This window comes from Paenibacillus etheri (genome assembly GCF_001012825.1).
Classification (GTDB): domain Bacteria; phylum Bacillota; class Bacilli; order Paenibacillales; family Paenibacillaceae; genus Paenibacillus_AQ; species Paenibacillus_AQ etheri.
The window spans coordinates 517597-529063 of the sequence record NZ_LCZJ02000033.1 but is presented as its reverse complement, the minus strand read 5'-3'; the positions used below and the strand labels follow the sequence as shown (position 1 = coordinate 529063).

Sequence of the window (11467 nt, the reverse complement as noted above, 5' to 3'; positions counted from 1 at the left end):
CGCATTTTTCATATGAATTCACCATTAATTGTGTCTTTGTGATTTATCGAAATAACATATATAATTTGTATGCAATTGTATATAGCCGAATTTCAGGTGAAAACGGGGGAACCATAAGAAGTAATGAAAAGATGAGTATACGCCGTAAAAGGTGTCTTTATTCATCAGGGGTGAATTTCGTTCTAGGAACGAATAGGGCAGCCTGCACAGTCCGAATCCGTCAGCTAACCTCGTAGGCTAATTTACTGCAGGAACCAAGGGTAGCATTGGTTTTCCAGTGCTTTTTTTGTTGGGTTTTTTTAAATTAAGATAAGAAGGTGAGCGTAGTGGCTTCACAGTTTCGCAGGGTTTCTGAATCAAAGTTCCTGAAGCTCTCTCCGCCTCAGATTTTGGTGCTTGGTTTTGCATCTATTATTCTGATTGGAGCCTTGCTCCTTATGCTTCCCATATCGAGTACCAACGGGAATGCTGTGAGTTTTATTGATGCGTTGTTTACTGCAACATCAGCAACCTGTGTGACAGGACTTGTGGTGCTGGACACCGGGACGACATTCACCATTTTTGGGAAAACCGTGATCATGGTGCTTATCCAGGTCGGCGGCTTAGGGTTTATGACAATGGCCACCTTATTTGCCATGATGATGAAACGTAAAATCTCCCTGCGGGACAGACTGATCCTACAGGAAGCCATGAACCAAGGCTCTATGGAGGGAATTGTTCGACTGATCCGGAGGGTACTAATTTATTCTTTGGTCATCGAAGGCTGTGCAGCGGTGCTGCTGTCCATGCGCTGGGCATTTGATATGCCGCTCGGTAAGGCCATTTATTTTGGGATATTTCATGCAGTGTCCATGTTTAATAATGCTGGATTTGATATTTTTGGGGATTTCCGGAGTCTAACCGATTATGTATATGACCCGCTTGTGAATATCGTGGTGATGTTTCTGATTGTCTCCGGCGGTATAGGTTTTATCGTCATGTCGGATCTGGTGGAGTTTCGAGTAAAACGTAAATTATCTTTGCATAGCAAAGTTGTACTCTCTACCACTGCTGGACTTATTCTTATCGGTGCTTTGGTTATTTTTATATTTGAATTTACGAATCAGCGCACACTGGGTAATCTAAATTTCGGCGGCAAAATATTATCGGCATTCTTTCAGTCCGTATCACCCCGAACCGCTGGTGCCAACACGGTGGATATTGCCGGACTACGGCAAGCTTCACAGTTTTTTATGGTTATTCTTATGTTTATTGGTGCATCACCGGGTTCAACAGGTGGTGGGGTCAAGACTACAACCTTTACTATAATGATTGGTGCAGTAATCGCGATGCTGCGCGGGCGTGAAGATGTTGTACTGTTCCGTTATCGATTGGCGCAGGAGCGTATCTATAAAGCGTTGACGCTAACATTACTCGCTTTGCTATTGGTCCTCACTGTGTCGATGTTACTGTCCACAACAGAGGATAGTAACTTCTTAGCGATACTATTTGAGACAACCTCAGCTTTTGCCACGGTAGGGCTAACGATGGGGCTGACACCTGAACTATCTATCATCGGTAAGATTCTGATCTGTCTGACTATGTTCGCGGGTCGACTAGGTCCACTAACTTTAGTGTATGCGCTTGGTCCTAAACAGGGTAAACCATTGTATAAGCACCCAGAAGGTAAAATAATTATTGGATAGGAGCTAATCGGAAATGAAAGCACAGCAATTTGTAGTAATCGGCTTAGGCCGCTTTGGGTCAAGTCTCGCACTTGAGCTAATGGAAATGGGCTACGAGGTGCTCGGGATTGATCACCATGAAGAACGTGTAGAGGAAATGAGCGATCACCTGACGCATGCGGTAGTAGCAGATGCTACAGATGAGGGGATTATGCGCTCGCTTGGTGTACGGAACTTTGACTGTGGAATTATAGCGATTGGCGACAATATGGAGCGAAGTATTCTGGCGGCTATTTTGTTAAAAGAAATTGGAGTGAAGCAAGTCGTAGCCAAGGCGATCTCAATTCTTCATGGTCGTGCGTTGTCCAGGCTGGGTGTGGACCGGGTTATTTTTCCGGAGCGGGATATGGGTATTCGTGTAGCACATCAGCTCGTGACGCCCAATTTGCTGGATTATATTGAACTGTCGAAAGATTATAAAATCGTCGAGCTAACCGTGCCGTCCTGCATGAACGGAAAAAGCTTGTCAGATTTAAATACAAGAGCGAAATACGGCTGCAGTATTGTTGCCCTTAATAGGGAAAGTGGGATTATCGTTGCTCCAACAGCCCATGACCATTTAAGTGAAGGCGATGTTATGGTACTTATTGGTTCTAATGAAAGCATTGATCGATTTGAAGATGAAGTTGTAAACCAAGATTAAATAGTTAATCCCTCCGTCCTTTATATGGGACGGAGGTTTTTTTAAAAATTCAGGTTGCACGTAGAGGCAGATATTATTTCTCTCGTTCCGTCAGAAACATTTCTTCTGTAACCTGTACCAGGCTGCGAGCCGCTGTGCTCAGGCTTCCATCGTCACGGTAAATCAGACAAGTAGTTCGCTGCGTCTGCTCCAGCTCTTTAATATGCAGTGATACCAGCCCGCCGCCGTTTAACAATTGCGGACGCAGGTATGACTTAGGCAGTAACGCTGCCACATTGACCGTCGGCAGTAGCCGCACGATGGCTTCGAAGGAGTCAATCTCCATACGCACGTCTGGATCAATCCCACAGCGTTGGAATAGGTCGTCTGTTAGACGGCGGTACCAGGTTCCTTTGGAGAAAAGAATCATAGGTAGTCGGGACAAGTCATCCATGGTTAGCTTGGAAGATTGATTCAGAGGATGATGCTCAGAAACAACCAGTCGAAGTTGATCCTCAAACAGAGAAATACAGCGCAGTCCAGGTTCTTGAATCGAGGAAGCGATCAGACCTATATCTGATTTTCCTTCACTGACAGAGGAGACAATCTCATGCGTTCGTCCCGTGATTAGCTTCAGCTCCGCAGTTGGGTATTTCTCCATATAAGCGTTAACTAGTGGAGGCAGGGTGGTCTGAAGTGAGGTGAGTGATGCCCCTAAGGTGACCAGCTTTGGCTCGCCTTCTTTGTATTTAGACAAAGCCTCCAGAAATTTAGAGCGTTGCTGCCGTTGTTCAAGTGCGTAGGAATAAGTGAGACGCCCAACCTCGGTTAACTCCAAACGCTTGCCATAACGATTAAATAGCGCGACACCCAGACGTTCTTCCAGCTTGGAGATTTTGCGAGATAGGGCAGGTTGGGACAAATTGAGCTGGCGTGAGGCCCGATTTAAGCTGGAATGCTCCACCACCGCTGCAAAAACATCTAAATCGTCAAACATATTTATATTCCTCTCATAGTGCAATCTATAAACAGTAGTGACGAAATTCATAGCCATGAAGACAATACTTCTTGCTCCATAAGGGAATAAAAGTTTTGTCGGAAAATGTTGCTTCTCTAAATGAGAATTATTATCATATAAAATCTATTCTTATGCGTTTATTGTATAACGATTAATAATTAGATTGCAATTCCCTTATAAGGGAAAAAGGAGTAACATGAAAAGTGACACAAGATATTCACATTTTGTGAAAAAGAAAACAAAGTCCGGGAAACCAGGGGATAGCGATAAATATAGGCATTCTGTCATTGCATAGTCTACGTTATCCTGTGTCAATTGCAGTTCCGGCGGTGAATACACATTAATGAAAACGCTGTTTTAATCGGAAAGGGGTTACTTTGTATGAAAGGATTTTATTCCAGAAAGATTCATTCCTTGCTAGGCGTTATCCCGCTTGGAGCTTTCTTCATTGAGCACATGATGACGAATTTTGCGGCTGTAGAGGGTGGCGCTTCCGGTTTCACTGACAGTGTGATATGGCTGAATAGCCTGCCGCTTGTCTTCTTCCTGGAATTGTTCGGTATATGGCTTCCTCTGCTGTACCATGGCGTGTACGGACTGTATATTGCCTATCAATCCAAGCCGAACCTGAACCGTTTCAACATTGAAAGAAACTGGCGTTATACGCTGCAACGTATTACAGGAATTATTACTTTTGTCTTTATAATCTGGCATTTATTCCAAACCCGGGTTCAGGTGGCAGTTGGTAGTGTGGAGCACGAAGAACTGGGCGGTCTGATGCACGATATCGTGACTTCGCCACTGATGTTGACACTTTATATTATCGGTATCGTTGCCGCATGCTTTCACTTCTCGAACGGCCTATGGTCTTTCTTGATCAGCTGGGGAATCACGGTAGGACCTCGTTCACAGCGGGTATCCTCTTACCTTTGTCTCGGAATATTTGTTCTTGTAACGTTTATGTTCCTTATTTCGCTAGTCACTTTCCGTGATGCTGAATTTCAAACCGCAGCTTCCATAGCTCAGTCCATAAAGTCTTTCATCTAAGTAATTACCCTCTCAGGACTAGATTCCAGAATCCTTTCTGATATTTTCGATAAAGGGAGTGAACTATCATGGCAACAGCAAATATCATTATCGTGGGCGGCGGTCTGGCCGGCCTGATGGCTACCATCAAGGCAGCGGAGTCCGGTGCGCATGTTCATTTATTCTCATTAGTTCCTGTAAAAAGATCACACTCCGTATGTGCGCAAGGCGGCATCAACGGTGCTGTAAATACGAAAGGGGAGGGAGACTCCCCTTGGGAGCATTTCGATGATACCGTTTACGGCGGTGACTTCCTGGCGAATCAGCCACCGGTCAAGGCGATGTGTGAAGCGGCTCCGGGCATCATCCACCTTATGGACCGGATGGGTGTAATGTTTAACCGCACACCAGAGGGATTACTCGACTTCCGTCGTTTCGGCGGAACGAAGCGTCACCGCACTGCCTTTGCCGGCGCGACAACAGGACAGCAGCTTCTGTACGCACTGGATGAGCAAGTGCGCCGCTGGGAATCCGAAGGTCTCGTAACGAAACGTGAGAACTGGGAGTTCCTATCCGCTATCATCGATGACGAAGGCATATGTCGCGGCATCAGCGCCCAGAATCTCAAGACAATGGAGATTGAGACTTTTCCTGCGGATGCTGTTATTTTGGCTAGCGGTGGGCCTGGTATTATTTTTGGTAAAACGACGAACTCCGTAATTAATACGGGCACAGCCGCAAGTGCGGTGTACCAGCAAGGCGTGCATTATGCCAATGGAGAATTTATACAGATTCACCCGACGGCTATTCCGGGGGATGACAAGCTTCGATTGATGTCGGAATCGGCACGTGGTGAAGGGGGTCGCATCTGGACTTACAAAGACGGTAAACCTTGGTATTTCCTCGAAGAAAAATATCCGTCTTACGGTAACTTGGTACCGCGCGATATTGCTACACGTGAGATTTTTAATGTGTGTGTGGATCAAGGGCTGGGCATTAACGGCGAGAACATGGTGTATTTGGACCTCTCTCACAAGGACCCGAAAGAGCTGGACGTGAAGCTTGGCGGGATTATTGAAATTTACGAAAAATTCATGGGGGATGACCCTCGTAAAATACCGATGAAAATCTTCCCAGCTGTGCATTATTCCATGGGCGGTATGTGGGTTGATTACAACCAAATGACGAACATTCCTGGTCTGTTTGCAGCAGGCGAATGTGAGTATCAATATCATGGAGCGAATCGTCTAGGCGCTAACTCTCTGGTATCTGCCATTTACGGTGGTATGGTTGCTGGGCCAAAGGCTGTTGAATACATTAAAGGTCTGAAGAAATCATCACAGGATATCTCTTCTTCTGTATATGATAGCTTCCACAAAAAGCAGACGGACAAATATGAGTCTCTGCTAGCGATGTCAGGTTCAGAGAATGCTTATGTGATTCACAAGGAACTGGGCGAATGGATGACCGCCAATATGACGGTTGTACGGCATAATCCGAAGCTGGAAGCGACGATTGGCAAAATCAAAGAGCTTAAAGAGCGCTATCGCAATATCAATATGAACGATACGTCGCGTTGGAATAACCAAGGTGTGGCTTTCACCCGTCAGCTGTGGAACATGCTAGAGCTGTCCGAAGCGATGACACTGGGAGCTCTTATGCGCAATGAGAGCCGCGGCGCCCATTACAAGCCGGAATTCCCGGATCGTAATGATGAGGAGTTCTTGAAGACCACGAAAGCAGCCTGGACTGCAGATGGTCCGCAAATCTCCTACGACGAAGTCGATGTCTCACTGATCCCACCACGGGTACGTGATTATTCTAAGGATTAATCATTCTCAGCAGCGAAACAGCTTGCGAGGCAAGCTTCATGAAATAAAATTAGGCAATTTGAGGAGGGAACCATTATGGCGGAAACTGCTACAGCTCCCAAAAACGTAAAGTTTATCATCACCCGCCAGGACGATCCACAAAGCTCATCTTATGTTGAGGAATTTGAGCTCCCTTATCGTCCGGGTATGAATGTAATCAGTGCTTTGATGGAAATTCAGCGTAACCCTGTAAATGCCAAAGGTGACAGTACCGTTCCAGTATGCTGGGATTCCAACTGTCTAGAAGAAGTATGCGGAGCTTGCTCGATGGTGATCAACGGCAAACCTCGCCAAGCCTGCGCAGCGCTTATAGACAATCTGGAGCAACCTGTACGCATTGAACCTATGAAGACATTTCCAGTGGTGCGTGACTTAGTCATTGACCGTACTCGGATGTTCAACGCACTGAAAAGAGTGAAGGCTTGGATTCCAATTGATGGTACGTATGACCTTGGGCCGGGACCGCGGATGCCGGAGAAGAAACGGCAGTGGGCTTATGAATTATCTAAGTGTATGACTTGCGGCGTATGCTTGGAGGCTTGCCCGAATGTCAACGAGAAGACGGATTTCATTGGACCCGCAGCCATCTCTCAAGTACGCTTGTTCAATGCTCATCCTACGGGTGAAATGAATGCTGATGAAAGATTGGATGCTCTGATGGAAGATGGCGGTATTGATGGTTGTGGTAACTCACAGAACTGTGTACGCGCTTGTCCGAAGGGAATTCCTCTTACCACCTCCATTGCAGAAATTAACAAGCAGACGACAAAACATATGTTCAAACGCTGGTTAGGTGTGTAATAAGTAGTACCGCCAGATCTTTAATATTGAGCTATCCTGAGTGGTGGATTTTTATTCGCTGAGGATAGCTTTTTTGTTTATAATTGGTAGGGAATAGGAAATTGGTCTAGCTCAGAGGAATGAATAGCATATGCTATAATATCCATTGTTAACGTACGTTAGGTATGGAACAACAGGGAGGAATAATCGTGATTTGTCGGGAGCATGATGGAGCAATTGTAATGGTTAAACAGCATGATCACGGGAAGTTAGCTGGAGAGCTTGCCATTTGGTTCAAGGAAGAGCATGTGCCAGAAGAAGGACGCCGAGATGAGGTGCTTTGGGCGGTAGCTGAACATGACCGGGGCTGGATTGATCTGGATGAGACGCCCTTTTGGAACGATGCGGAGCACGCACCTTACAGCTTTATTGATTTTCCTGTAGTGCCGAAGCTGACCTTTTATAAGCGAGGACTTGATGAGATCGAGGCGCGGACACCGTATGGAGCGCTCCTGTGCAGCTTGCATTTTGAACGACTCATTAAGATTTCAGGACTGGATTATCCAGAACTGACTTTATATCAAGAGCATGAAGAGGAACGTAGATCCCGTATTCACCGGGAGTTGGAAGTATCCAAACCGATTGGTGAGGATGAGCTGTATTATGATGCCCGCCTTTTAGAGTTCTGCGATGACTTATCCTTATATTTGGCCTTAAATGAGCCGGGCAGCCCGAAATCAGAGGAGCATCCATGGTGGCGTGAAGGGTTCTCTGGCAGTGAAGATTTCAGCTTTACGTCAGGCCGTACAATAACCGTGGAGTGGAAAGATAAGTCAACGTTAGTGCTGGATCCTTTTCCATTTAAGAAGACGGTAGAAGTTGCTTTTATGATGAAACGAGTCCAAAAAACAGAAATTGCTAAGAGAGGCATTGCACCCGCATACAGTGATACGCCCGAAGAAAAATGTAGAATTGTACTGACGGCTCGAAACGAAAGCTGAAGGGAAGGAGAAACTCCGTATGAAGATACAATCGTCTGGGGCTTCTCCCAATAAGGAAAATAATTATTCTGGTAAAGATACCCACTCTAGTGCCTCTGGACGGCGATCTAAGGGCAAAACAACAATGACCCGCCGGCAATTCCTGGCTCGAGGTGCGGCTACTGTAATCGGCGCTGGTTTGCTTACAAGTGGTTACGCTTGGCAAGGGGAGCCAAACTGGATTCAGGTTACTAAGCTGAAACTGTCGTTCAAAGATCTTCCTTCTGCTTTTTCAGGGATGAAGGTTGTCCATTTCAGTGATACTCACCTTGGGTTCAATAAGGATGCTCGTGATCTGGCCCGGCTTGCAGAACGTATAGATAAGGCAGAACCGGATCTTATATGCTTTACAGGTGACATAGTGGACAGCAACCCTGAAGATCTTGTAGAGGCCATACCTGTATTGGCTGCGCTGAGTGCTCCACTAGGGAAGTATGCGGTTCTAGGTAACCATGACTATAAAAATACGAAGCGGATAATCGATCTGCTTACGTCTGCTGGCTTCCGAGTGCTAAGGAATGAATCCTATCTTCTAAAAAGGGGCGGAGCAGTTATGGCTGTAACGGGATTGGATGATCTGCTGCATGGTGAACCTGATCCTGTGAAGGCACTCAGTGGTGTGCCCGCAGGAACCTTCACCGTTCTGATGATGCATGAACCCGATTATGCTGATATAGCACAGGCGCATTCATTTCACTTACAGCTATCTGGGCATAGCCATGGGGGACAGATTCGCCTACCGTTTGTAGGTGCGCCATTCACCCCATATGGATCTCAAAAATACATAAATGGATTGTATTATACAGATGCCAAGCGCATGCCAGTGTATGTGAATAGAGGTTTTGGCGAAACTGTCATGCCTTTTCGTTTTCTATGTAGACCTGAATTAACGGTGCTTACGTTGCACCATTCATCGGATGAATAGGCTGAACATTTAGCTGCATAGAGGGGGAGAGAGTATGAGCACTTATGAGGCAGTATTGTTTCAGACGCAACAAGGTGTGGAGGTTGACCTTAGGATGATTCTCCCTGAGGATGCTTGTCATTTGCAGCAACTGCTCTCCCATCCAGAAGTGCAAGCTCATATTCAAATACGCACCGGCGCTGGATCAGACCTTGCTCAGGTGGAGAAGCTGGTGAACCGGATGTTATTCGCATTCGATCCTTGCGCGCTACATGCGGGTATCTATTTGAAGGAGCAGCAGAAGTTGATCGGTATTGTTGCTTTACAGCATTGGAACCGCCATGAGGGCAAGGCCACTTTAGGATATATGCTAGACCCGGCTTTCTGGGGAGGCGGATTGGCGACAGAAGCGGTGGGCTTATTCTTGAATTACAGTGTTCATACGCTTGGGATAACACGGATCGAAGGACGCTGCCGAGGAGATAATATTAGATCCGAACGTGTGATGCTTAAGAACGGTATGATGCTGGAGCGAGTAATGCCCAGAGTAGGATCCTTGGACGATGTAATGAAAGTATTCACATTGTTACACAAATGAAATAATGCCGTTATGAAACTCTAACAGTGTCCGGTTAAACTAAGTACATGACCCCCTTTTAAAAATATAAATGCTTTGGGACCCGATGATTCGGGTCCATTTTTTTTGTCAGGACGTAATCTTATCGTTTATGATTAATAAACAGTCAAATGAATTGAGAAGGAGGCGTAACATCTTGAATGATGTAATACAGACGTTAATGAATCACCGTTCTTTCCGGCAGTATTCTGATCTACATGTGGAGCCGGAGAAGCTAAAGATAATGATCGAATCCGCCCAAGCAGCGCCCTCATGGATTCATGGACAGCAGGTCTCTATTATAGCTATCAAGGATCCTGCGCGTAAGCAGCAGCTTTCGGTCTTGTGCGGCAATCAGAAGCATGTAGCAGCAGCCCCCGTCTTTCTGGTGTTCTGCATGGACTTCTATAGAGCGAAATTAGCAAGTAGAGTGGAAGGCAAGTCTTTTGAAGCGGTAAAAGATGTAGATGCTCTGCTCGTTGGAGCTACAGATGTCGGTATCTCAGTGGCAAACGCGATTGCAGCGGCAGAATCCATGGGACTCGGAATCATCCCTATTGGGGGTGTCCGGCGAAATACAGCAGGCGTTATTGATCTGTTGAAGCTGCCGGAGTACGTATTCCCTATCGTCGGGCTCTGTGTCGGATATCCAGCCGAAGAGGCCACTCAGAAGCCGCGGCTGCCGATGGAAGCCGTCTATCATGAGGAACAATACAACCCAGATGTGGAAGGGCTCCTGAAGGCGTATAATCAAACTCATCGTGAATTTTTGCAGCAGCAGGGATTAACGGAGAGAGATTGGACGAGCACGATTGCTCATTTTTATGATATCAATCCGGAATATGGAGATGCGAAGCGCACTCTGAAGAAGCAAGGGTTTACTTGCGATAACTTATAAATAAATGAAAATGCACCAAGCGGAGATTGGTTTAAAGGAGGGTGAACCCCACCCCTAAACCAATAACGCTTGGTGCATTTGTTTATACTTGTTTACAGAGAAACTTTAATTTTCTCGCGCTGCTTGTAATAAACCCAATGTGTAAAACCTATCGCTTTGAGCTGTGCAGCTACCGCATCCCGATCTTCTGCGATCCGGGAGGGCTTGTGTGCGTCCGAACCAAAAGTAACCTCTACGCCAAAATGCAGTGCGCGCTCCAGTATATCTGCTGATGGATACCAGCCTCCAACCAGCTTGGTTCCGCCTGAAGTATTAATTTCGATCGTCACATCACATTCACTGATCACTTTTAGACAATCATCAATCGGCTTGGGAGCAGGGATATCCGAAAAGGCTGGATAGTTCCCTTTCATCGCATCAATGTGTCCGAGAATTTGGAACATGCCACTACGGGCAGAATCAGCGATCAATCGATAATAATCAGATTTTACGCGAATCTGTTCATTCTTACTAAGCTTTTTCCAGCGACCTTTGTTAAAGATGCTAACGCCACCAACACTATGTACCGATCCAATCACATAATCAAAAGGGTACGCGGATAATGTTTTGCGGTATAGCTCTGCATGCTCAGGAAAGTAGTCTGATTCAATGCCTAGCAGCACGTCGATCACACCTTCGTATTCTTTTTTGAGGGAAAGGACTTCCTCGACATAATTTGAAAATTCAGACTTAGCCATAGCAATTTGAGGAAAAGCTTGCTCAGAAGGGCTCCCGAAATATGGGGTATGGTCAGAAATGCCTATGACCCCTAGACCCGCTGAAATTCCAGCTTCGATATAATCTCTAATCGTTCCGTCGGCATGGCCACAGCGGATATGATGTGTATGCAGGTCAAATTTCATCAAAACAGCTCCTTTAAACAGGGTTATGCAATAAGCTCAGAAGTATAGATTCTACATTGTGGGTGT

At 46.0% G+C, this 11467-nt stretch carries 11 protein-coding genes and 1 riboswitch; of the genes, 9 read left to right on the top strand and 2 right to left on the bottom strand.

The genetic code is table 11. The features are described from left to right. Positions 1–73: 73 nt before the first annotated feature. Positions 74–255: riboswitch (cyclic di-AMP (ydaO/yuaA leader) on the top strand. Between the two features lie 71 nt (positions 256–326). Then, positions 327–1685, top strand: a complete 1359-nt coding sequence (locus UQ64_RS21795) for a TrkH family potassium uptake protein (RefSeq protein WP_060625549.1) — start codon at positions 327–329, stop codon at positions 1683–1685. A 13-nt stretch (positions 1686–1698) separates the two neighbouring features. Continuing rightward, positions 1699–2367, top strand: coding sequence for a potassium channel family protein (locus UQ64_RS21790; protein ID WP_060625548.1), 669 nt, complete (start codon positions 1699–1701; stop codon positions 2365–2367). Between the two features lie 73 nt (positions 2368–2440). Here the strand turns inward: UQ64_RS21790 and UQ64_RS21785 are convergent, their stop codons facing one another. Next, positions 2441–3343, bottom strand: coding sequence for a LysR family transcriptional regulator (locus UQ64_RS21785; RefSeq protein WP_060625547.1), 903 nt, complete (start codon positions 3341–3343; stop codon positions 2441–2443). A 402-nt stretch (positions 3344–3745) separates the two neighbouring features. Between UQ64_RS21785 and UQ64_RS21780 the strand changes: the two genes are divergently transcribed. From UQ64_RS21780 to UQ64_RS21750, 7 genes are all read left to right on the top strand, one after another. Further along, complete coding sequence (locus UQ64_RS21780; protein ID WP_060625546.1) at positions 3746–4411, top strand: succinate dehydrogenase cytochrome b558 subunit; 666 nt, start codon at positions 3746–3748, stop codon at positions 4409–4411. Positions 4412–4479: 68 nt separating this feature from the next. Beyond that, positions 4480–6222 (top strand): succinate dehydrogenase flavoprotein subunit, encoded by a 1743-nt coding sequence (sdhA, locus tag UQ64_RS21775; protein ID WP_060625545.1) that lies wholly within the window; start codon positions 4480–4482, stop codon positions 6220–6222. A 75-nt stretch (positions 6223–6297) separates the two neighbouring features. Then, positions 6298–7062, top strand: a complete 765-nt coding sequence (gene sdhB / locus UQ64_RS21770) for a succinate dehydrogenase iron-sulfur subunit (RefSeq protein WP_042130877.1) — start codon at positions 6298–6300, stop codon at positions 7060–7062. A gap of 188 nt (positions 7063–7250) precedes the next feature. Beyond that, entirely contained in the window at positions 7251–8042 is a 792-nt protein-coding gene (locus UQ64_RS21765; protein WP_060625544.1) for a DUF3891 family protein, read from the top strand. Positions 8043–8061: 19 nt separating this feature from the next. Beyond that, positions 8062–9006: a metallophosphoesterase gene (locus tag UQ64_RS21760; RefSeq protein WP_060625543.1), complete on the top strand. Its 945-nt coding sequence runs from the start codon at positions 8062–8064 to the stop codon at positions 9004–9006. Positions 9007–9040: 34 nt separating this feature from the next. Next, a complete protein-coding gene (locus UQ64_RS21755; RefSeq protein WP_060625542.1) occupies positions 9041–9583 on the top strand; it encodes a GNAT family N-acetyltransferase in 543 nt (180 codons plus the stop codon). A 175-nt stretch (positions 9584–9758) separates the two neighbouring features. Next, a complete protein-coding gene (locus tag UQ64_RS21750) occupies positions 9759–10499 on the top strand; it encodes an NADPH-dependent oxidoreductase (RefSeq protein WP_060625541.1) in 741 nt (246 codons plus the stop codon). A gap of 92 nt (positions 10500–10591) precedes the next feature. Here the strand turns inward: UQ64_RS21750 and UQ64_RS21745 are convergent, their stop codons facing one another. Further along, positions 10592–11401, bottom strand: a complete 810-nt coding sequence (locus UQ64_RS21745) for a histidinol-phosphatase (protein ID WP_060625540.1) — start codon at positions 11399–11401, stop codon at positions 10592–10594. Between the last annotated feature and the right edge of the window lie 66 nt (positions 11402–11467).

Bases quoted from the DNA above. Each gene is read 5' to 3' on its own strand.
- UQ64_RS21790 (WP_060625548.1), top strand. From the start codon at position 1,699: ATGAAAGCACAGCAATTTGTAGTAATCGGCTTAGGCCGCTTTGGGTCA.
- UQ64_RS21785 (WP_060625547.1), bottom strand. From the start codon at position 3,343: ATGTTTGACGATTTAGATGTTTTTGCAGCGGTGGTGGAGCATTCCAGC.
- UQ64_RS21780 (WP_060625546.1), top strand. From the start codon at position 3,746: ATGAAAGGATTTTATTCCAGAAAGATTCATTCCTTGCTAGGCGTTATC.
- sdhA (WP_060625545.1), top strand. From the start codon at position 4,480: ATGGCAACAGCAAATATCATTATCGTGGGCGGCGGTCTGGCCGGCCTG.
- sdhB (WP_042130877.1), top strand. From the start codon at position 6,298: ATGGCGGAAACTGCTACAGCTCCCAAAAACGTAAAGTTTATCATCACC.
- UQ64_RS21760 (WP_060625543.1), top strand. From the start codon at position 8,062: ATGAAGATACAATCGTCTGGGGCTTCTCCCAATAAGGAAAATAATTAT.
- UQ64_RS21755 (WP_060625542.1), top strand. From the start codon at position 9,041: ATGAGCACTTATGAGGCAGTATTGTTTCAGACGCAACAAGGTGTGGAG.
- UQ64_RS21745 (WP_060625540.1), bottom strand. From the start codon at position 11,401: ATGAAATTTGACCTGCATACACATCATATCCGCTGTGGCCATGCCGAC.